Annotated in this window: 16 protein-coding genes, 1 tRNA gene and 1 other RNA gene; 9 read left to right on the top strand and 9 right to left on the bottom strand. The window is 57.3% G+C overall.

Features of this window, described 5'->3' with window-relative positions; all coding sequences use genetic code 11:
* Nucleotides 1-138: 138 nt before the first annotated feature.
* A complete protein-coding gene (locus tag C3406_RS03975; RefSeq protein ID WP_103823674.1) occupies nt 139-1,044 on the bottom strand; it encodes a LysR family transcriptional regulator in 906 nt (301 codons plus the stop codon).
* 110 nt (nt 1,045-1,154) lie between these two features.
* Here C3406_RS03975 and C3406_RS03970 point away from each other — a divergent pair, with 110 nt between their 5' ends.
* The 4 genes from C3406_RS03970 (at nt 1,155) to C3406_RS03955 (ending at nt 3,130) form a co-directional block, all read left to right on the top strand.
* Nucleotides 1,155-2,015, top strand: coding sequence for a pirin family protein (locus C3406_RS03970; RefSeq protein ID WP_103823673.1), 861 nt, complete (start codon nt 1,155-1,157; stop codon nt 2,013-2,015).
* 20 nt (nt 2,016-2,035) lie between these two features.
* Nucleotides 2,036-2,713, top strand: coding sequence for an isochorismatase family protein (locus C3406_RS03965; RefSeq protein WP_103823672.1), 678 nt, complete (start codon nt 2,036-2,038; stop codon nt 2,711-2,713).
* Nucleotides 2,714-2,860: 147 nt separating this feature from the next.
* A tRNA-Ser gene (locus tag C3406_RS03960) sits at nt 2,861-2,948 on the top strand.
* Nucleotides 2,949-2,992: 44 nt separating this feature from the next.
* A non-coding RNA gene (locus C3406_RS03955) (RtT sRNA) lies at nt 2,993-3,130 on the top strand.
* Nucleotides 3,131-3,255: 125 nt separating this feature from the next.
* Here C3406_RS03955 and C3406_RS03950 read toward each other — a convergent pair.
* The 5 genes from C3406_RS03950 to efeU form a co-directional block, all read right to left on the bottom strand.
* Entirely contained in the window at nt 3,256-4,749 is a 1,494-nt protein-coding gene (locus C3406_RS03950; protein ID WP_103823671.1) for an alanine/glycine:cation symporter family protein, read from the bottom strand.
* 451 nt (nt 4,750-5,200) lie between these two features.
* Nucleotides 5,201-5,992 (bottom strand): phosphate starvation-inducible protein PhoH, encoded by a 792-nt coding sequence (gene phoH, locus C3406_RS03945; RefSeq protein WP_180210573.1) that lies wholly within the window; start codon nt 5,990-5,992, stop codon nt 5,201-5,203.
* 500 nt (nt 5,993-6,492) lie between these two features.
* Nucleotides 6,493-7,776, bottom strand: coding sequence for an iron uptake transporter deferrochelatase/peroxidase subunit (gene efeB / locus C3406_RS03940; RefSeq protein WP_103823669.1), 1,284 nt, complete (start codon nt 7,774-7,776; stop codon nt 6,493-6,495).
* A gap of 4 nt (nt 7,777-7,780) precedes the next feature.
* Complete coding sequence (efeO, locus tag C3406_RS03935; RefSeq protein WP_103823668.1) at nt 7,781-8,908, bottom strand: iron uptake system protein EfeO; 1,128 nt, start codon at nt 8,906-8,908, stop codon at nt 7,781-7,783.
* 48 nt (nt 8,909-8,956) lie between these two features.
* On the bottom strand, nt 8,957-9,790 hold the full coding sequence (efeU, locus tag C3406_RS03930) for an iron uptake transporter permease EfeU (protein ID WP_103823667.1): 834 nt from the start codon (nt 9,788-9,790) through the stop codon (nt 8,957-8,959).
* 250 nt (nt 9,791-10,040) lie between these two features.
* On the opposite strand from efeU, the gene C3406_RS03925 reads away from it, so the two are divergent.
* Nucleotides 10,041-11,225, top strand: a complete 1,185-nt coding sequence (locus C3406_RS03925) for a NupC/NupG family nucleoside CNT transporter (RefSeq protein ID WP_103179030.1) — start codon at nt 10,041-10,043, stop codon at nt 11,223-11,225.
* 97 nt (nt 11,226-11,322) lie between these two features.
* Here the strand turns inward: C3406_RS03925 and C3406_RS03920 are convergent, their stop codons facing one another.
* Nucleotides 11,323-11,742 carry a DUF3574 domain-containing protein gene (locus C3406_RS03920; protein WP_103823666.1) on the bottom strand — a complete coding sequence of 140 codons (420 nt, stop codon included), beginning with the start codon at nt 11,740-11,742 and terminating at the stop codon, nt 11,323-11,325.
* 103 nt (nt 11,743-11,845) lie between these two features.
* Entirely contained in the window at nt 11,846-13,354 is a 1,509-nt protein-coding gene (putP, locus tag C3406_RS03915) for a sodium/proline symporter PutP (RefSeq protein WP_103823665.1), read from the bottom strand.
* Nucleotides 13,355-13,774: 420 nt separating this feature from the next.
* On the opposite strand from putP, the gene putA reads away from it, so the two are divergent.
* Both putA and C3406_RS03905 read left to right on the top strand, forming a co-directional pair.
* Nucleotides 13,775-17,737 (top strand): trifunctional transcriptional regulator/proline dehydrogenase/L-glutamate gamma-semialdehyde dehydrogenase, encoded by a 3,963-nt coding sequence (gene putA, locus C3406_RS03910; RefSeq protein WP_103823664.1) that lies wholly within the window; start codon nt 13,775-13,777, stop codon nt 17,735-17,737.
* A gap of 112 nt (nt 17,738-17,849) precedes the next feature.
* Complete coding sequence (locus tag C3406_RS03905; RefSeq protein WP_103823663.1) at nt 17,850-18,245, top strand: lysozyme inhibitor LprI family protein; 396 nt, start codon at nt 17,850-17,852, stop codon at nt 18,243-18,245.
* On the opposite strand, the gene rutR is transcribed toward C3406_RS03905, so the two are convergent.
* Nucleotides 18,242-18,880, bottom strand: coding sequence for an HTH-type transcriptional regulator RutR (gene rutR, locus C3406_RS03900; protein WP_103823662.1), 639 nt, complete (start codon nt 18,878-18,880; stop codon nt 18,242-18,244). The genes C3406_RS03905 and rutR overlap by 4 nt on opposite strands.
* Nucleotides 18,881-19,170: 290 nt before the next feature.
* On the opposite strand from rutR, the gene rutA reads away from it, so the two are divergent.
* Entirely contained in the window at nt 19,171-20,262 is a 1,092-nt protein-coding gene (gene rutA / locus C3406_RS03895) for a pyrimidine utilization protein A (protein WP_103823661.1), read from the top strand.
* Nucleotides 20,262-20,954 carry a pyrimidine utilization protein B gene (gene rutB / locus C3406_RS03890; protein WP_103823660.1) on the top strand — a complete coding sequence of 231 codons (693 nt, stop codon included), beginning with the start codon at nt 20,262-20,264 and terminating at the stop codon, nt 20,952-20,954. The genes rutA and rutB overlap by 1 nt, the downstream gene beginning before the upstream one ends.
* Nucleotides 20,955-20,960: the final 6 nt, after the last annotated feature.

Genomic DNA, 20,960 nt, shown 5'->3' with positions numbered 1-20,960 from the left:
GTACGAAAGTACGGGCTTTTTTCTTTTATATTCTCCGCGGGGGGATGAGAATCCCCGACCGGGGTTCGACAACTGGCGACAGCCAGTACATGTCGGGTGGCGCTACGCTTACCCGCCCTACGAAACCCAAACCTGGCTTCACTCCTCTACCATCCGCGCATACTCCTCGGTCAAAAAATCCACCAGCGTCCTGACTGACGGCAACAGCCCGCGCCGGGAGGGATACACCGCATGGATCACTTCCCGTCGTGGCTCCCACTCTTCAAGCACTTTTATTAATGCCCCGGACGCCAGCTGCTCTTTGACCATCAAAATGGGTAACTGCACCAGCCCCACGCCCGCTATCGCCGCTTCCCGTAGCGCCAGCATATCGGTAGTCATCAGGCGCGGCTGAAAATGGATCTCCGCTTTTGCTCCCTCCGGCCCGCTTAACGCCCACTTATGAACCTGTCTCCCCTCCCCCAGACTCAGCCCGGGCCAGGCGCTGAGCTCCGATGGCATGGTCGGCATACCCAGACGCTGGATCAACTGCGGACTCGCCACCAGGCAATGCCCTCTGTCTGCAAGCACCCGCAACACCAGATCGCTGTCATCAAACGGGCGAGGACGCACACGGATGGCGATATCAACGCCCTCCGCCACCAGATCCACCCGCCGGTTGGTCGCCTCAAGCTGGAGGTTAATTCCGGGGTAATGCGCCATAAATTTAGCCAGCATCGGTCCGACGTGGACGTGCAGCAGCGTGACCGGGCAGGTGATCCGCACCAGGCCGCGCGGTTCCGCCTGCAAGGCCGCGACCGCCTCCTCCGCTGCCTCGGCTTCTATCAGCATCGCCTTGCAGTGCTGATAGAAGGTCTGCCCCACTTCAGTAACCGTAAACTGCCGCGTTGTCCGCTGGATCAGACGTACCCCAAGCCGTGCCTCCAGCTGGGCAATCCGTCGGCTGAGTCGGGATTTTGGCAGGTCGAGCGCCCGCCCGGCTGCCGCGAAACCAACGTGTTCGACCACTTTGACAAACCACGCGAAATCATTGAGATCCTGCATAACGTCCTCATCGTTCCATAAATGGAACAGTGCATGTCATTTTCACTATCTACCGGGATATTAACCCTGAATATAAGCTAATTACATCAACAGAACATCAGGAGAAAACGATGAAAAACGTAACAGGCATTTATACCGCACCCCGGCCGCACTGGGTTGGCGACGGTTTCCCGGTGCGTTCAATGTTTTCATACCAGACCCATGGGGAGCCACTGAGCCCGTTTTTACTGCTGGATTACGCCGGGCCTTATTCGTTCCCGGCGGATGGCGCGAAACGCGGCGTGGGCCAGCATCCCCACCGCGGTTTTGAAACGGTGACCATCGTCTATTCCGGCGAAGTTGAACACCGCGACTCAACCGGTAAAGGTGGCGTGATTGGCCCGGGCGACGTGCAGTGGATGACTGCAGGCGCCGGCATCCTGCATGAGGAGTTCCACTCCAGCGCCTTTGCGCAAAACGGAGGGGAGCTAAAAATGTTGCAGCTGTGGGTCAACCTGCCGGCGAAGGACAAGATGGCGGCACCGGGCTATCAGAGCATCACAAAACGTAAGATCCCGGTGGTGACGCTGCCTGACAACGCCGGCTCGCTACGGGTGATCGCCGGACGCTACGAGGAGACTACCGGTCCGGCGCACACTTACTCGCCGCTGAACGTCTGGGACATCGCCCTGCATCAGGGCAGCCACCTTACGCTCAGCCAACCCGAGGGCTGGAGCACCGCGCTGGTAGTGCTTAAGGGCAGCGTGACGGTAAACGGCACCGAGCAGGCGGGTGAAGCCCAACTGGTGGTGCTGAGCCAGCAAGGGGAGAAGCTGCATCTGGAAGCCAGCAGCGACGCCAAAGTGCTGCTGATGGCCGGTGAGCCGCTGAATGAGCCGATTGTGGGCTATGGTCCATTTGTGATGAACAGTAAAACCGAAATCGCCGAAGCCGTTCGCGATTTCAATTCCGGCCGCTTCGGCCAGATCTGAATGTAATAAAGGAGAGAATCATGTCTACCCCTGCTAACTTTAATGGCGCCCGTCCGGCTATTGATGTGAATGATGCGGTAATGTTGCTTATCGATCACCAGAGCGGCCTGTTCCAGACAGTTGGTGATATGCCGATGCCGGAGCTGCGTGCCCGCGCCGCAGCGCTGGCAAAAATCGCTACTCTTGCGAATATCCCGGTGATCACCACTGCCTCCGTACCACAAGGGCCAAACGGGCCGCTGATCCCGGAGATCCACGCCAATGCGCCCCATGCGCAGTACGTGGCGCGGAAGGGTGAGATCAACGCCTGGGATAATCCGGACTTCGTCGCTGCTGTGAAGGCGACCGGGCGCAAGACGCTGATTATCGCCGGTACCATTACCAGCGTCTGCATGGCCTTCCCGTCGATCAGCGCGGTGGCTGACGGCTATAAAGTGTTTGCGGTGATCGATGCTTCGGGCACCTACAGTAAAATGGCGCAGGAGATCACCCTGGCGCGTATCGTGCAGGCTGGCGTCGTGCCGATGGATACTGCCGCCGTCGCCTCGGAGATCCAGCGCACCTGGAATCGTGAAGATGCAATGCAATGGGCAGAAGTCTATACCCATATCTTCCCGGCTTATCAGCTGCTGATTGAAAGCTACGGTAAAGCGCAAGAGGTGGTGAAGAACGGGGAAGCACTCGATTCACAACGCTAATCGCCTGCTCCACGGCCTGAAAACCGTGGAGCTGCTTATTGCTTAACCGAACGCGCAGTAAAGCAGAAAATCTGCTTGACCGTTTTAGCCTGACTCCCTATAGTAGCGCCCCGTTGCCCCCGAGAGGAAAGGCAGCAAAAAAAATATGGTGAGGTGTCCGAGTGGCTGAAGGAGCACGCCTGGAAAGTGTGTATACGGCAACGTATCGGGGGTTCGAATCCCCCCCTCACCGCCATATTTAAAGAAGAGCTCGCATGAAAATGCGGGCTTTTTTTTCGCATATTGCACGCCTGTGGGGGGATGAGAACCCCCGACCGGGGTTCGACAACTGGCGACAGCCAGTTGGACAGACCACGAACGCAGTGAGTGGGCTGCCCGTAGGGCGAGCGCAGCGAGTCAATCCCCCCCTCACCGCCATATTTTAAGAAGAGCTCGCATGAAAATGCGGGCTTTTTTTCTCATATTGCACATCTGTGGGGGGAGCTTTACCTCACCACGCCATTAAAAAAGCCCGTACTTGCGTACGGGCTTTTCTCGCACCATCAACTTACCGTCCGGCCTCCCGGCAGAGGAGATGTCTGATCCGGGTTCATACCCTTTTCATCTTTAGGTTCCTTAACCCAATGATCGGCATTTTTAATTCCAAGCCGGATCGGGTCAAATTGGGGATCGATTCCTTGCGCCTTCTGCGTTTCATAATCTTTAAGGCTGGCAAATGCTTTTTTATGTAAAAGAACAATTGCAATAATGTTAAGCCACGCCATCAATCCGACCCCAATATCGCCCAGCCCCCATGCCAGATCCGCAGTACGCACGGTGCCATATACCGTGGAGGTTAACAGGAATATTTTCAGCAAAAACGTCAGCCATGGGCGGTTAATTTTGCGGTTGATAAAGGCAATATTTGTTTCAGCAATATAGTAGTAGGCAATAATAGTGGTGAAGGCAAAGAAGAACAGCGCAATGGCGACAAAGTAGTTACCAAAACCAGGCATCATACTTTCCATCGCGGTCTGCACATAGCCAGGACCTGCCGCCACGCCTGCGATGCCGGTGTAGATTGCCGCGCCGTCGACGCCCTGAACATTATACAACCCGGTGATCAACAGCATAAACCCGGTAGCGGAGCAGACGAACAGCGTGTCGATATAGACTGAGAAAGCCTGAACCAACCCCTGTTTTGCCGGATGACTGACTTCGGCTGCTGATGAAGCATGTGGCCCTGTACCCTGCGCCGCCTCGTTGGAATAAACCCCGCGCTTTACGCCCCACATGATCGCCTGCCCCAGAACGGCACCAAAGCCCGCTTCAAGGCCAAATGCACTTTTCCAGATCAGCAGAATTACGGAAGGGAGCTGTTCAATATTAATAGCGATAATAACGCAGGCCACAATAATATAGCCGAGCGCCATAAAAGGAACGACCATGCTGCTAAAGCTGGCGATCCTTTTTACACCACCGAAAATAATGAAACTTAACAGCATGGCCAATAATGCGGCGGTAACATTCGGATTAAGTCCAAATGCAATATCCAGGCTGGCACCAATAGAGTTTGCCTGTACACCTGGAAGTAATAAGCCGCAGGAGAAAATAGTCACTACAGCAAATAACCATGCATACCATTTTACGCCCAGCCCTTTTTCAATATAAAAGGCAGGGCCGCCACGATATTCACCGTTAATTTTTTCTTTGTATACCTGACCCAGCGTGGATTCAACAAAAGCAGAGCTGGCACCCAAAAAGGCTACCATCCACATCCAGAACATCGCGCCAGGACCACCAAAGGTAATGGCGGTCGCTACGCCGGCGATATTCCCGGTCCCCACACGTCCTGCCAGCGTCATCGTCAGTGCCTGAAACGACGACACTCCTGCATCGGTGGCGCGCCCCTGAAACATCAGCGCGACCATATGTTTAACATGGCGTAATTGCAGAAAGCGACTACGCAGTGAGAAATAGAGGCCGACACCCAGGCATAAAAATATTAACGCCGGGCTCCAGATAACACCATTAATTGCACCAACCAGTTCGTTCATGTATGGCCCTCAGCGTAATGGTCCAGAGAAAACGGATTCTCTGTAAGTTTCTTTATAGAATTGTGTTTGGATAACTACGAAACATAGATAATAGTCAGAAAGAGACCAACTTAATATTAGCATGGCAGTAATGAATTGTGACAACATTCACGTTTAATCGATTATTTACAATTAGCCTGATCATGATTTTCATACATATTTTGTGGGTATTATGATTAAATATCACACTTCTGCATTTTTTATTAAAAAGCGCATTTGAATTAACGTTAAGACTTATAGATACAGCAAAACGTTGCGTAATACCCGGCATTTTCTGTACGAAATAAATATGACATTATCATAATGTGATCTTTAAAAAGACAACCCAACAGAAGTGTTTCGACAGACGCAGCTTCCCGGCATTGCGCCGGGAAGGGATTGCAGAAGAAAGTAAAACGAGAAGGTTATGCCATTACCGGGAATAGACCTGCAACGTCCGCTGGCACAGCGCCGAGCGCACGCAGTCGTCTTTATTGAAACGCACAATGCCCACCATCTCATCTTCCTCAAAACGTGCCAGCGCGTCGCTCAGCCCGGACGGAACGCCCGCCGGCAGGTCGCACTGGGTGATATCGCCATTGACGATAACCGTCACGTTCTCCCCGAGGCGCGTTAAGAACATCTTCATTTGCGCAGCAGTTACGTTCTGAGCCTCGTCGAGAATCACAACTGCATTTTCAAATGTACGTCCGCGCATATAGGCGAACGGCGCAATTTCAACCTTACCGATTTCGGGACGCAGGCAGTACTGCATAAAAGAGGCCCCCAGACGCTTCACCAGCACGTCATAAACAGGCCGGAAGTAAGGGGCAAATTTCTCCGAAATATCGCCTGGCAAGAAACCGAGATCTTCATCGGCCTGCAGTACCGGACGGGTGACAATGATTTTATCGACGTCCTTATGAATCAGCGCCTCCGCCGCTTTGGCTGCACTTATCCACGTTTTCCCGCACCCGGCTTCCCCGGTGGCGAAAATGAGCGACTTACTCTCGATAGCATTCAGGTACTGCGCCTGAGCGTCGTTGCGTGCCGCAATCGGGGTCGTATCACGGCAGTCCCGCGCCATGCCAATTGCTTCAACACCACTCATCTGCACAAGCGAGGTGACCGACTCTTCTTCACGCTGTTTATGGCTACGTGAATCCCGTCTCAGCACACGTTTTGCTTCACGACGAGCTTTGATCACTGCTTTTTGTCTTCCCATGGATAGCACCTTGAGTTGTTGGTATTCATCACTCGCACCAGAGTCGGTGCGATTAGGCGAACAAACATCTGAGGGTTGGCTTCCTTCTAAGCCATAGCTTGCTTGGTTAAATGACCCGGCCGAATCGCTATGCTCACCATTCGTCAGGTCGGAAAAATCAGGATTTGCTGTGGAGGGGGAGAATTTTTCGGTGAAGAGATCGCTGCCGGAGTGTGGGCCTCCGCGCCGTGTGCTGCGGTTGTTGCGTTTACCATGTCCAGTAGAGGACCCAACCATTCGCGATCTCCAGAGTGATTCATGTTCACTGTAAGGTTTACCGCTTTCTTAATCTAAGTACATCAGGATTTAGCATGAATGCAACATTATTTTTACCTGAGTGCAACTTTTAAGATTCGCCTGACAGCGATACTTAGTCTGCTATGGGGATATTACAGAATTATAACAAAGAGATAGCGGGACGTGAAAAAACTGTCCCGCTTAAGGGGTAAGCGGGACGGTATTCAGGCCTCGAGCAGCCCCTGGGCAAGCCAGCCGTTTTTATCCTGTACGCCAGGCAGCGCAAAGAAGTAGCCTCCGCCAATGGGTTTGACGTACTCCTCCAGCGCCTCGCCGTTCAGGCGCTTCTGCACGGTCAAGAAGCCCTTCTCCAGATCGTGCTGGAAGCAGACAAACAGCAGCCCCATATCCAGCTGACCGGAATTGGTCACCCCCAGCGAGTAGCTGTAGCCCCGGCGCATCATCAGGTTTTGTTCAGTCTCCTGCGTGCGCGGGTTAGCGAGGCGGATATGACTGTCGAGGGCGATAACATTGCCCTCCGGGTCGCTGGCGTAATCCGGCACGTCGTGCTCGTTTTTCATGCCCAGCGGCGCACCGCTCTGCTTGTCGCGGCCAAAAATGGTCTGCTGTTCTTTCAGCGGCGTCCGGTCCCAGAACTCCACGCGGAACTGGATAATGCGTACAGCCTGATAGCTGCCGCCCACTGCCCAGGCCGGTTCGCCCTGATCGGCGGTCACCCACACCACCCGATCCATTAACGGCCCATCCTGGCTGTTGGGGTTGGCAGTGCCATCCTTAAAGCCGAGCAGATTCACCGGGGTCTCTTTGCCTTTGCTGCGCGCGGCGTGGTCAGAGATAAACCCTTCCCGCTTCCAGCGCACGCTTAACAGATCCGGGGTGTGCTTGATGAGATCCCGCAGGGCGTGGATCACCGTGTCCTGGGTATTGGCGCAGATCTGGATCAGCAGATCGCCATGGCACAACGCCGCATCCAGGGAGTCATTCGGGAAGCGAACCATCTTCTGCAACGATTTCGGTTTCTGCGCCGCCAGACCAAAGCGATCATCAAACAGCGACGCCCCCAGCGATACCGTCATGGTGAGGTTATCCGGGGCGATATAGCTCCCCAGAATACCGGAATCCATCGGCGGCAGACGCGGGTTCGGTGTCTCAGGCGCCGGGCCGCCGGTGGTCAGAAAGGTAATGCGCTGGGTCAGGAGGCGGAACAGACGCTCCAGCTCGCTTTTATCGCTGGCGAGCACGTCAAAGGCCACCAGCATCATCGAAGCCTGCTGCGGGGTTAAGATCCCAGCCTGATGCAGGCCGTGAAACGGCTGGGTCTCCATCCGCGCATCAGGGGAGAGCGTGCCCGGCGCGCTCTGCGGTTTTGCCGCATGCGCCACCGGGCAACCGCCTGCCAGGGCCAGGGCGCCGCCAAGCGCCCCTACCCCTTTTAACAACCGACGTCGTGAAGGTTCAGCCACGTCGTACTCGTCATGCTTGTTCATCAACTTAGTCCAGACCCAGTACACCGCGCAGCTGAGCCAGATCTTCCGCCAGGGTGGTAATCGGCCCTTTCAGGGCATTACGGTCGGCGTCGGTCAGCTTGTCGTAAGTCTCAAAGCCCTCTTTGGTGCGGTATTTCGCCAGAATGGTATTCACTTTCTTAAAGTTGGCATCCACTTTTTCCAGCAGGGCGCTGTTATCTTTTTGTAGCTGCGGACGCAGCAGGTCAACGATCTTCTGCGCGCCTTCGACGTTGGCCTGGAAGTCCCACAGGTCGGTATGGCTGTAGCGATCTTCTTCGCCGCTGATTTTGCTGGCGGCCACTTCTTCAATCAGCCCTGCCGCGCCACCCACCACTTTTGACGGCGGGAAGGCCAGCTCGCTGATGCGTTTTTGCAGCTCCAACACGTCGCTGTTCAGCTGCTCCGCGTACTGCTCCATCCCTTTGGTGGAATTGTCGCCAAACAGCGCTTTCTCCAGACGGTGGAAACCGGTGAATTTCGGATCGGCAGCTTTCTGCTCGTAGTCGTCTTCACGGGCGTCGATGCTGCCATCGAGATCCGAGAAGAGCTCGGCAATCGGCTCGATACGCTCGTAGTGCTGACGGGTCGGCGCATAGAGGGATTTCGCTTTTTCGATATCGCCCGCTTTCACCGCATCGGTAAAGGCTTTGGTACCCGCGACCAGATCCGCGGTCTCTTTAGTGACGTATGCTTTATAGGCGGTAATGGCATCGCCGAGGCTCAACAGTGCGTCGCCTTTGGCGGCATCGGCGGTGGCGGCACCTTTCACGATCAGCTTGCCTTTCGGGTTGGTCAGCAGGCCGCAGGTCATGTCGTATTCGCCCGGCTCAAGGTTGGCGGTCATCTTCTGGCTAAAGCCCGGCGCGATGTTTTCCCGCTCTTCCACCACCATCACCCCTTTGAGGATCTCCCACTCCAGCGCTTTCTGGCTGTGGTTCTGGATGATGAACTGGGTTTTACCGCTGTTGACCGTGATGGTCATCGGCTCACACTGTTTATCATTGACGGTGACTTTTACCTGTGGAACATCCGCGGCCTGTGCGGCGAATGCAGAAGCGATCAGCGCTGCCACGCCAGCCTGTAATGCACTGCGACGAAAGTGGATTGCCATGACTTTTCCCTTAACCTTTTAGAGTATGTTGTAACTACAATGAGCACTTCAGGGCGCAGTACGCGACGGCTGAGCGCTGGGGCGCGATGGCATAAAGAACAGCGCCAGCGCCGGAATAAGATAGATAAAGTACACCGCCACTTCGCTGACGCTCGGGGTCTCCTGATAGCCAAAGATCCCTTCCAGCAGGGTGCCGGTCAGCGAATGGGTAGAGAGGACGTTACTGAGATCGAACGCCACCCCCTGGAAGTGGTTCCACAGACCCGCCTCATGGAAGGCGCGGATCGCCCCCGCCGCCAGCCCGGCGGCCACCAGCAGAATAAACAGGCTGGTCCATTTGAAGAAAGCGCCCAGATTGAGACGAATGCCGCCCCAGTAGAGCAGGAAGCCGAGCACCACCGCGGTCGCCAGGCCCAGCACCGCACCCAGCGGCGGCCAGATCCCGACATCCTGCTGGAAGGCGGCCAGCAGGAAGAAGACCGACTCCAGCCCTTCACGCGCCACGGCGAAAAAGACCATCATGATCAGTGCCCAGCCGTGGCTCTTGCCCTTCGCCAGCGCGCTGTCCACCGCCTGCTCCAGCTGGACTTTGACGTTACGGGACACTTTACGCATCCAGAAGACCATCCAGGTGAGGATCACCACCGCAATCAGCGCCACGATCCCTTCAAACAGCTCCTGCTCTTTTTGCGGGAATTCACCGGTGGTTTCGTTGATGGCAATGCCCAGGCCCAGGCAGAGGGCGGCAGCAAGGAAGACACCAATCCACATCACGCCGATCCAGCGGCCCCGCTGGGTGCGTTTCAGATAGCTGGCGATAAGACTGACAATTAAGGCTGCTTCGAGCCCTTCACGTAACATAATGAGGAATGGAACAAACATGCGACACCTTAAATGTTTTTCGCCGTCAACTCATGCAAAGAAAGGTAAATTCTTGTGATAGTGATTATCATTACGGCAATAAGAAATACAAGCGAAATATGCTGCATTTTGATGACAGGATGTAAACCTGTACCGGGAAAATAATCACATAAGTGACTAAAAGGTGAATAAGTTATAACGTAAATGCCCATTTACGCTCACAGCAGGCTGTGGCTAAATATGCGCCTCATTAATCTGCTGAAAATCAACTATGTATCAATTCCTGCACTTCTTGCTGGCGCTGGTGGTTATCCTTGCGCTGGCCTGGCTGGTGAGCTTCGACCGCCGCAACGTCCGTATTCGCTACGTCATTCAACTCATTGTTATTGAGATTGCGCTGGCGTTTTTTTTCCTCCATGCCGAAAGCGGTCTGTTCGTTATTCAGTACGTCTCGGGCTTCTTTGAATCGTTACTGAAATATGCCGCCGAAGGGACCAACTTTGTATTTGGCGGGATGGGCGAAAAAGGGCTGGCGTTTATTTTCCTTGGGGTGTTGTGTCCGATTATCTTTATTTCCGCACTGATCGGCATTCTGCAGCACTGGCGCATTCTGCCGGTAATTATTCGCGTTGTCGGCACCCTGCTGTCGAAAGTGAACGGCATGGGCAAGCTGGAGTCGTTTAACGCCATTAGCTCCCTGACGCTGGGCCAGTCAGAAAACTTTATTGCTTACAAAGGGGTGCTGGGCGATCTCTCCTCGCGTCGTCTGTTCACCATGGCGGCCACCGCGATGTCCACCGTGTCGCTCTCCATCGTCGGCGCCTATATGACGATGCTGGAGGCAAAATATGTGGTCGCGGCGCTGATCCTGAATATGTTCAGCACCTTTATCATCCTCACGGTGATTAACCCCACCCGCCCGGAAGCGGAGCCGGAAATTAAGCTGGAGAAGATGCATGAGTCCCAAAGTTTCTTTGAGATGCTGGGGGAATATATTCTGGCTGGCTTCAAAGTGGCGATGATTATTCTGGCGATGCTGATTGGCTTTATTGCCCTGATCAGCGCCGTCAACGCCCTTTTCTCCAGCCTGTTTGGTTTGAGCTTCCAGCAGATTCTGGGCTATGTCTTCTATCCCCTGGCCTGGCTGGTGGGGATCCCGCTGAGCGATGCCCTGCACGCGGGCGGCATTATGGCGACCAAGCTGGTAGCGAACGAGTTCGTGGCGATGATCGAGCTGCAAAAGATTGCCGCAGAGATGACCCCGCGCGGGCTGGGCATTCTGTCGGTGTTCCTGGTCTCTTTCGCTAACTTTGCCTCTATCGGCATTGTGGCCGGGGCAATTAAAGGGCTGAACGAGAAACAGGGCAACGTGGTGTCACGCTTTGGCCTGCGCCTGGTGTATGGCGCGACGCTGGTAAGCCTGTTATCGGCGAGCTTTGCGGGATTAGTGTTGTAGTTTGTTGCCCGGCGGCGCTGCGCTTGCACGGGCCTACAGGATAAGTAGGCCGGGTAAGCGCTAGCGCCACCCGGCAAACAGGCCGCACCCGGTCTTATCAAAACTGCACACACACCGGCTGGTCAACGCGCATCACCGACTCCTGGGCGAAGCGCGTTTTATAGATCCCGCGCAGCGCCTCGATATTGCTCTCGCTTTGCGCATCTTTACCGTGGATCAGCATCAGCGCCTTGCTCGCCTCACGCGCCACTTTTCCGTCGTTACCCAGCCACTGCCCGCGGGCATCAAACACCGTTAAGCCATCACGAAAACGTGGCGTGACGTCCTGGTCCACAAACTGCTGCCACTCCTGGCCGGTGATCGCCTCCCCTGCCGGACGGTTCAGGCCAAAATAGAGAGTGGTCTGCTGCATCTGGTTATCGGCTTTGCAGGTGTTGTCCGCGGTGCTGTGAGAGGGCGCATTACAGCCTGCCAGCAGTAAAAGCGCGCCCGCCATAAGTCCGTTTTTAAGTCTCATTCTTCGCTATCCTCATTGTAATTTGCCCAGCGATATCAGCGTAAATCACGGAAATTAGCAATAAAAAAAGCCGGGCAAGCCCGGCTTATAGCGTGTCTGTCACTTACTGCGCCTGCAACTTCGTCGGCGCGGTGGTGTGGTACTGCGCGTCGGCTTCCGCAAAGCGTTTCTGCATTGAGGTAGATGGCGCTTTACCCATCAAGCTGAAGACCACGATCCCGATGCTGCCGAAGATAAAGCCTGGAATGATTTCATACAGGCCCAGCCAGGCGAACTGCTTCCAGACGATAACGGTAACCGCACCGATGATCATCCCCGCCAGGGCGCCATTACGGGTCATGCGGGACCACATCACGGAGAACAGCACCACCGGACCAAAGGCGGCGCCAAAGCCCGCCCAGGCGTAGCTCACCAGACCTAGCACGCGGTTTTCCGGGTTTGACGCCAGCGCGATAGCGACCAGCGCCACCAACAGCACCATAAAGCGGCCGACCCACACCAGCTCTTTCTGGCTGGCGCCCTTACGCAGGAAGGCTTTGTAGAGATCTTCTGTGATGGCACTGGAGCAGACCAGCAGCTGGCAGCTCAGGGTGGACATCACCGCCGCCAGAATAGCGGAGAGCAGAATACCGGCAATCCACGGGTTGAAGAGGATCTGCGCCAGCTCAATGAACACGCGCTCGGCGTTCTGGTTCACCTCGCCCGCCAGCGACGGGTTGTTCGTAAAGTACGCGATACCGAAGAAGCCCACCGCACAGGCGCCGCCCAGGCAGAGGATCATCCACGCCATACTGATACGACGGGCATGAACGATGGTGTGGTGCGAATCCGCCGCCATAAAGCGCGCCAGGATGTGCGGCTGGCCGAAGTAACCCAGCCCCCAGCCCATCAGCGACACGATGGCAACAAAATTCAGCCCTTTCAGCATATCGACGTTTTCGATGCTCTTCTGCTGGATCACCGCCAGGGAATCACCCAGGCCGCCCACCGACAGGATCACAATCACCGGGGTCAGGATCAGGGCAAAAATCATCAGGCTGGCCTGCACGGTGTCGGTCCAGCTGACCGCCAGGAACCCGCCCACGAAGGTATAGAGGATGGTCGCCGCCGCGCCCGCCCACAGTGCGGTTTCATAGCTCATGCCGAAGGTGCTTTCGAACAGACGCGCGCCTGCCACGATGCCAGAGGCACAGTAGATGGTGAAGAAGAGCAGAATCACTAATGCGGAGATAATACGCAGGATGCGGCTGTTATCTTCGAAACGGCCGGTGAAGTAGTCCGGCAGGGTCAGGGCGTTGTTGTTAGCTTCGGTGTGCACGCGCAGACGCCCGGCCACCAGCTTCCAGTTAATCCATGCCCCCAGCGTCAGACCGATGGCGATCCAGCTTTCTGAAATACCGGAGATGAAGATGGCGCCCGGCAGGCCCATCAGCAGCCAGCCGCTCATATCTGACGCGCCCGCAGAGAGCGCCGTCACGAACGGCCCAAGGCTTCGCCCGCCGAGGATGTAGTCGTCAAAGTTTTTGGTTGAACGCCATGCAAGGAACCCTATCAGGATCATGCCAAAAATATAGATAAGAAATGTCACCAGCATCGGTGTGCTAATTGCCATTTAAATACTCCGCAAAGATGTTCGACAGCCTTTTTGGCCGTCTTTATTACACCCCCGGAACGAGAGGGTGATGATGTGTGTTTCTGTTGGCCGCGCGTATCCTGCCGTATGCGCCTCCATGACACAAACGATTTAACACTGCATTTACATGAATTTCATCCCCGGTTTCACACCAGTTTCCTGGAGGTTGCACTCGCTCACGTTTTTTGAGGTTGCACCTGCAAAAAGTGTTAAGCGCCGCATGAAACCAGGGTTGATCGCTAAAATCCACAACTTTTTTACGGTTAACCATCACGTAACATTCCATTCATTTTCCAGCTTGCAAACCGGGTCACATTTAACGTGGTTGCACAAAGTTGCAACATAGTGGATATTTCACGTTAACTACACTAGCGCTACTGAATCACAGGAGTTTTTGGCATGGGCATGACCACCATGGGGGTTAAGCTGGATGATGCGACCCGCGAACGGATTAAATCGGCTGCGACCCGAATTGACCGCACGCCACACTGGTTAATCAAGCAGGCGATCTTTAACTATCTGGAAAAACTGGAGAGCAATGACGATCTGCCAGAGCTGCCTGCCCTGCTGGCCGGTGCCGCCAACGAGAGTGACGAACAGGCCGAGGCCGTCGAAGAGGTTCACCAGCCGTTCCTTGAGTTTGCCGAGCAGATCCTGCCCCAGTCGGTGAGCCGCGCGGCCATTACCGCCGCCTACCGTCGCGCAGAGACCGATGCCGTGCCGATGCTGCTGGAACAGGCGCGTCTGCCGGAGCCAGTCGCCTCCCAGGCGCACAGCCTGGCCTATCAGCTTGCCGAAAAACTGCGTAACCAGAAAACGGCCTCCGGCCGGGCTGGCATGGTGCAGAGCCTGCTGCAGGAGTTCTCCCTCTCCTCCCAGGAGGGCGTAGCGTTAATGTGTCTGGCGGAAGCGCTGCTGCGTATCCCGGACAAAGCGACCCGCGACGCGCTGATCCGCGACAAGATCAGCAACGGTAACTGGCATTCGCACATTGGCCGCAGCCCGTCGCTGTTCGTTAACGCCGCCACCTGGGGCCTGCTGTTCACTGGCCGTCTGGTCTCCACCCACAACGAAGCCAGCCTCTCCCGCTCCCTGAACCGCATTATCGGCAAGAGCGGCGAGCCGCTGATCCGTAAAGGTGTGGACATGGCGATGCGCCTGATGGGCGAGCAGTTCGTCACCGGCGAAACCATCGCCGAAGCGCTGGCTAACGCCCGCAAGCTGGAAGATAAAGGCTTCCGCTACTCCTATGACATGCTGGGCGAAGCGGCGCTGACCGCCGCCGACGCGCAGGCCTATCTGGTCTCTTACCAGCAGGCGATCCACGCCATCGGTAAAGCCTCCAACGGTCGCGGCATTTATGAAGGCCCGGGGATCTCCATCAAGCTCTCCGCCCTGCACCCGCGCTACAGCCGCGCCCAGTACGACCGGGTGATGGAAGAGCTCTATCCGCGCCTGAAGTCCCTGACCCTGCTGGCGCGCCAGTATGACATCGGGATCAACATCGACGCCGAAGAGGCCGACCGCCTGGAGATCTCCCTCGATCTGCTGGAAAAACTCTGCTTCGAGCCGGAGCTGGCGGGCTGGAACGGGATTGGCTTTGTCATTCAGGCCTACCAGAAACGCTGCCCGTTCGTCATTGATTACCTGATTGATCTCGCCACCCGCAGCCGTCGCCGCCTGATGATCCGTCTGGTGAAGGGCGCCTACTGGGACAGCGAAATCAAACGCGCGCAGATGGAGGGTCTGGAGGGTTATCCGGTCTATACCCGCAAGGTCTACACCGACGTCTCCTACCTCGCCTGCGCCAAAAAGCTGCTCGGCGTGCCGAACCTGATCTATCCGCAGTTCGCCACCCACAACGCCCACACCCTGGCGGCCATCTATCAGCTGGCCGGTCAGAACTACTATCCAGGCCAGTACGAGTTCCAGTGCCTGCACGGCATGGGTGAACCGCTGTACGAGCAGGTCACCGGTAAAGTGTCCGAGGGTAAACTGAACCGTCCGTGCCGTATCTACGCCCCGGTCGGTACTCACGAAACCCTGCTGGCGTACCTGGTGCGTCGTCTGCTGGAGAACGGGGCCAACACCTCCTTCGTTAACCGCATCGCCGATGCCACCCTGCCGCTGGATGAGCTGGTGGCCGACCCGGTACAGGCGGTGGAAAAGCTGGCCGCCCAGGAGGGTCAGGTGGGTCTGCCGCATCCGAAGATTGCCCTGCCGCGCGAGCTGTACGGCAATGGCCGCATCAACTCCGCGGGCCTCGACCTGGCGAACGAACACCGTCTGGCATCGCTCTCCTCGTCACTGCTCAACAGCGCCCTGCAAAAATGGCAGGCGAAACCGATCCTTGAGCAGCCGGTCAGCAATGGCGAAATGCAGCCGGTGATCAACCCGGCCGAACCGAAAGACATTGTCGGCTTTGTCCGCGAAGCGACCGAAGAGGAAGTGGATCTGGCCCTCGACAGCGCGGTGAACAACGCACCGATCTGGTTCGCCACCCCGCCGCAGGAGCGTGCAGCCATTCTGGAGCGCGCTGCGGTGCTGATGGAAGATCAGATGCAGCAGCTGATTGGCATTCTGGTGCGTGAAGCGGGTAAAACCTTCAGCAATGCTATCGCCGAAGTGCGCGAGGCCGTTGACTTCCTGCACTACTATGCCGGTCAGGTGCGTGACGATTTCGACAACGAAACCCACCGCCCGCTGGGCCCGGTGGTCTGTATCAGCCCGTGGAACTTCCCGCTGGCGATCTTCACTGGCCAGATTGCCGCCGCCCTTGCCGCGGGTAACAGCGTGCTGGCCAAACCGGCGGAACAGACCCCGCTGATTGCCGCTCAGGGGATCAATATCCTGCTGGAAGCGGGTGTCCCGGCGGGCGTCGTGCAGCTGCTGCCAGGCCGCGGCGAGACCGTGGGTGCCAAACTCACCGCCGACAACCGCGTGCGCGGCGTAATGTTCACCGGCTCCACCGAAGTGGCCTCCCTGTTGCAGCGCAACATCGCCACCCGTCTGGATGCCCAGGGTCGTCCGGCGCCGCTGATCGCCGAAACCGGCGGTATGAACGCGATGATCGTCGACTCCTCTGCCCTCACCGAGCAGGTGGTGGTGGACGTGGTAGCCTCCGCCTTCGACAGCGCCGGACAGCGCTGCTCCGCCCTGCGCGTGCTCTGCGTGCAGGACGAAGTGGCCGATCACACCCTGAAAATGCTGCGTGGCGCGATGGCGGAGTGCCGGATGGGCAACCCTGGCCGTCTGACCACCGACATTGGCCCGGTGATCGACGCCGAAGCGAAAGCCAACATCGAAAACCACATCCAGGCAATGCGTGCCAAAGGCCGTCCGGTCTATCAGGCGGTGCGTGAGAACAGCGAAGATGCCCGCGAATGGACCAGCGGCACCTTTGTGGCGCCAACCCTGATTGAGCTGGCGAGCTTCGATGAGCTGAAGAAAGAGGTATTTGGCCCGGTGCTGCACGTGGTGCGCTACAACCGTAACAACCTCGACCAGCTGATCGCGCAGATCAACGCCTCCGGCTACGGTCTGACCCTGGGGGTGCATACTCGTATCGACGAAACCATCGCCCAGGTGACCGGCAGCGCCAACGTCGGCAACCTCTACGTGAACCGCAACATGGTCGGTGCCGTGGTCGGCGTGCAGCCGTTCGGCGGCGAAGGGCTGTCGGGCACTGGTCCGAAAGCCGGTGGTCCAATGTACCTCTATCGCCTGCTGGCTAACCGTCCGGCCAATGCGCTGGGCGTCACCCTGGCGCGTCAGGATGCGCAGTACGCGGTAGACACCCAGGTGAAAACGGTGCTGACCCAGCCGCTGGAAGCATTAAAAGCGTGGGCAGAAAAACGCCCTGAACTGCGCGAGCTGTGTCAGGAGTATGGCGAGCTGGCCCAGGCCGGTACCCAGCGCGTACTGCCAGGGCCAACGGGCGAGCGCAACACCTGGACGCTGATGCCGCGCGAGCGTGTGCTGTGCGTGGCGGATAACGAGCAGGATGTGCTGATCCAGCTGGCGGCAGCGATGGCGACCGGGTGTGAAGTGCTGTGGCCGGAAGATAGCCTGCACCGTGACCTGGCGAAGCAGCTGCCGAAGGCGGTGACGGAACGGATTCGTTTCGCCAAAGCCGATGTGCTGACCAGCCAGCCGTTCGACGCGGTGATCTATCACGGTGATTCCGACCAGCTGCGCGAGCTGTGCGAGCAGGTTGCGGCCCGCAGCGGGGCGATTGTCTCCGTGCAGGGCTTCGCCCGGGGTGAAACCAACCTGCAGCTGGAGCGTCTGTACGTGGAGCGTTCGCTCAGCGTGAACACCGCCGCAGCAGGGGGTAACGCCAGCCTGATGACCATCGGTTAAGCGTGCAATCTCTCCCCGGTGGCGCTACGCTTACCGGGGCTACAGAGATGACATTCTGTTTTAGTAGGCCGGATAAGCGCAGCGCATCCGGCTTTTTTATAGGGAGGGAAAGATGAAACGAGCTTTGATCGCCGGTGCCGCGTTACTGCTGAGCACCAGCGCGCTGGCGGATGAGTGCGCCAACGCCAGTACCCAGGCGGAGATGAACAGCTGCACCGCGCAGCAGTATCAGGCCGCGGATAAAACCCTGAACCAGACGTATCAGTCAGCCATCAAGCGCGCCGACGCCCCCCAGCGTGAGCTGCTGAAAAAGGCGCAACAGGCGTGGATCGCCCTGCGCGATGCCGACTGCGCCTTTATCGGCTCCAGCACCGAAGGCGGCTCCATTCAGCCGATGATTGTGAACCAGTGTCTGGCGGATAAAACCAACGAACGGGAAGCCTATCTGGCTACGCTGATGCAGTGCGAAGAGGGCGATTTAAGCTGCCCGCTGCCCCCGGGGAATTAACGCACCCGGATCCCTTCGATAATCATCCGCTCAACGTTTTCCACCGTGCTGTGGAAAAAGTCGTCATCCTTGAGCGTCTTGCCCGTCACCGCCTCCACCTGGGCGGAGAAGTCGGCGTAGTGCTGGGTCGCCGCCCAGATCATAAAGATCAGATGGTGCGGATCCACCGGGGCCAGTTTGCCGGTGGCGACCCACCCGGCAATAATCGCTGACTTCTCATCCACCAGCGATTTCATATCCCCGCTCAGCACCGTTTTCAGCAGCGGTGCTCCCTGCAACATCTCCAGACAGAACAGTCGCGACGCCTGGGGATAGTCCCGGGAGACCTCCAGCTTGAGGCGGATATACTGCTGGATCGCCACCAGCGGGGTGAGCTCCTCGCGAAACGCCTTCAGCGGGGCCAGCCAGATATCGAGGATCTGTTGCAGAACGGAGAGGTACAGCGCCTCTTTGGAGGGGAAGTAGTAGAGCAGATTGGTTTTTGACACCCCCGCCAGCTCGGCCACCTGCTCCAGCCGCGTGCCGTGGATGCCAAACTGCGAGAAGGTCTCCAGCGCCGCCGCAAGGATCGCCTGTTTTTTCGCGCTCACCGCCTGCGAACGTTTACCGCCTGTCTTCACTGCGCCTTGTGCCATTTGCTCACTCCGTGTTAATCAGCTCCCAGCATAGCAAAAACCCCTGCCTTACCACGACAATCTGCACCGCCACCGCGCACGACTGCCTGCTTTGTGTGCAACTATTTTGACCAGACAGTCCACTTTTATCACCAGCAATTCATCAACCATTTCTTAACACCCTAATAACATTACAGATTTCAAAACTGGCATTCCCTTTGCAAAACCGAGACTACGCGGCTGAACAGGAGATGCAGGATGCAGCGCCACGTCTGACTTTCACCCCATGCTGAGATGAAGAGAGGTTCGTGATGAAAATTGGCGTATTCGTTCCCATTGGCAATAACGGCTGGTTGATCTCTACCCACGCGCCGCAGTACATGCCGACCTTTGAGCTGAACAAAGCCATCGTGCAGAAGGCAGAGCACTATCATTTCGATTTTGCCCTGTCGATGATCAAGCTCCGCGGCTTCGGCGGGAAAACCGAATTCTGGGATCACAACCTGGAGTCCTTCACCCTGATGGCGGGGCTGGCGGCGGTCACCTCCCGCATCCAGATCTACGCTACCGCCGCCACCCTGACCCTGCCTCCGGCTATCGTGGCGCGGATGGCCTCCACCATCGACACCATCTCCGGCGGACGTTTTGGCGTCAACCTTGTAACCGGCTGGCAAAAACCGGAGTACGAGCAGATGGGGCTCTGGCCGGGAGATGACTATTTTTCGAAGCGCTATGACTACCTCACCGAATATGTGCAGGTCCTGCGGGATCTGTGGGGCACCGGCAAGAGCGATTTCAAAGGTGAGTTCTTTACCATGAACGACTGCCGCGTCAGCCCCCAGCCGTCGGTGCCGATGAAGGTGATCTGCGCCGGGCAGAGCGATGCGGGAATGGACTTCTCGGCGAAATACGCCGACTTCAACTTCTGCTTCGGCAAAGGGGTGAACACCCCGGCAGCCTTTGCCCCTACCGCTGCGCGCATGAAACAGGCCGCCGAAAAAACCGGGCGCGATGTCGGCTCCTACGTGCTGTTTATGGTCATTGCCGATGAGACCGACGAGGCGGCGCGGGCGAAGTGGGAGCACTACAAAGCCGGGGCCGACGACGAAGCCCTGAGTTGGCTCAGCGAACAGAGCCAAAAGGACACCCGCTCCGGGGCCGACACCAACGTGCGGCAGATGGCCGACCCGACCTCGGCAGTCAATATCAACATGGGCACCCTGGTGGGCTCTTATGCCAGCGTGGCGCGCATGCTCGATGAGGTTGCCAGCGTGCCGGGCGCTGAAGGGGTGCTTCTGACCTTTGATGACTTTATTGCCGGGATTGAAACCTTTGGCGAGCGCATCCAGCCGCTGATGCAGTGCCGCGCCCATATTCCGGTTATGACGAAGGAGGTGGCGTGATGACCACTCTGCCCGCACGCCCGGAAGCCATCACCTTTGACGTCCAGCAGAGTGCGCTGATCGTGGTGGATATGCAGAACGCCTACGCCAGCCCTGGCGGCTATCTCGACCTCGCCGGGTTTGACGTCTCCGCCACCCGGCCGGTGATCGAGAATATCCGCACCGCGGTTTCCGCCGCCCGCAACGCCGGGATGCTGATTATCTGGTTTCAGAACGGCTGGGATGAAGAGTATGTAGAGGCGGGCGGCCCTGGCTCGCCCAACTTCCACAAATCGAACGCGCTGAAAACCATGCGCCAGCGCCCGGAGCTGCACGGCAAGCTGCTGGCGAAAGGCGGCTGGGATTACCAGCTGGTGAATGAGCTGGTGCCGGAGCCGGGGGACATCGTGCTGCCGAAACCGCGCTACAGCGGCTTTTTCAACACCCCGCTGGACAGCATTTTGCGCAGCCGCGGCATCCGCCATCTGATCTTTACCGGTATCGCCACCAACGTCTGCGTAGAGTCGACCCTGCGCGACGGCTTTTTCCTGGAGTACTTCGGCGTGGTGCTGGAAGACGCCACCCACCAGGCGGGGCCGGCATTTGCCCAGCAGGCTGCGCTGTTCAACATCGAAACCTTTTTTGGCTGGGTTACTGACGTCGCCACCTTCTGCGACGCCCTTTCCCCTGCCGCTTACGCCCGTATTGCCTGAGGAGCT

Origin of the sequence: Leclercia sp. LSNIH8 (assembly GCF_002920195.1) — a bacterium.
Taxonomy (GTDB): domain Bacteria; phylum Pseudomonadota; class Gammaproteobacteria; order Enterobacterales; family Enterobacteriaceae; genus Enterobacter.
The sequence above is the reverse complement of the archived record's forward strand: the minus strand, read 5'-3'. Positions and strand labels throughout refer to the sequence as shown.

Bases quoted from the DNA above. Each gene is read 5' to 3' on its own strand.
- C3406_RS03965 (WP_103823672.1), top strand. From the start codon at position 2,036: ATGTCTACCCCTGCTAACTTTAATGGCGCCCGTCCGGCTATTGATGTG.
- putA (WP_103823664.1), top strand. From the start codon at position 13,775: ATGGGCATGACCACCATGGGGGTTAAGCTGGATGATGCGACCCGCGAA.
- efeO (WP_103823668.1), bottom strand. From the start codon at position 8,908: ATGGCAATCCACTTTCGTCGCAGTGCATTACAGGCTGGCGTGGCAGCG.
- putP (WP_103823665.1), bottom strand. From the start codon at position 13,354: ATGGCAATTAGCACACCGATGCTGGTGACATTTCTTATCTATATTTTT.
- efeB (WP_103823669.1), bottom strand. From the start codon at position 7,776: ATGAACAAGCATGACGAGTACGACGTGGCTGAACCTTCACGACGTCGG.
- rutA (WP_103823661.1), top strand. From the start codon at position 19,171: ATGAAAATTGGCGTATTCGTTCCCATTGGCAATAACGGCTGGTTGATC.
- C3406_RS03950 (WP_103823671.1), bottom strand. From the start codon at position 4,749: ATGAACGAACTGGTTGGTGCAATTAATGGTGTTATCTGGAGCCCGGCG.
- phoH (WP_180210573.1), bottom strand. From the start codon at position 5,992: ATGGGAAGACAAAAAGCAGTGATCAAAGCTCGTCGTGAAGCAAAACGT.
- C3406_RS03975 (WP_103823674.1), bottom strand. From the start codon at position 1,044: ATGCAGGATCTCAATGATTTCGCGTGGTTTGTCAAAGTGGTCGAACAC.
- C3406_RS03905 (WP_103823663.1), top strand. From the start codon at position 17,850: ATGAAACGAGCTTTGATCGCCGGTGCCGCGTTACTGCTGAGCACCAGC.
- rutR (WP_103823662.1), bottom strand. From the start codon at position 18,880: ATGGCACAAGGCGCAGTGAAGACAGGCGGTAAACGTTCGCAGGCGGTG.
- C3406_RS03920 (WP_103823666.1), bottom strand. From the start codon at position 11,742: ATGAGACTTAAAAACGGACTTATGGCGGGCGCGCTTTTACTGCTGGCA.
- C3406_RS03970 (WP_103823673.1), top strand. From the start codon at position 1,155: ATGAAAAACGTAACAGGCATTTATACCGCACCCCGGCCGCACTGGGTT.
- rutB (WP_103823660.1), top strand. From the start codon at position 20,262: ATGACCACTCTGCCCGCACGCCCGGAAGCCATCACCTTTGACGTCCAG.
- C3406_RS03925 (WP_103179030.1), top strand. From the start codon at position 10,041: ATGTATCAATTCCTGCACTTCTTGCTGGCGCTGGTGGTTATCCTTGCG.
- efeU (WP_103823667.1), bottom strand. From the start codon at position 9,790: ATGTTTGTTCCATTCCTCATTATGTTACGTGAAGGGCTCGAAGCAGCC.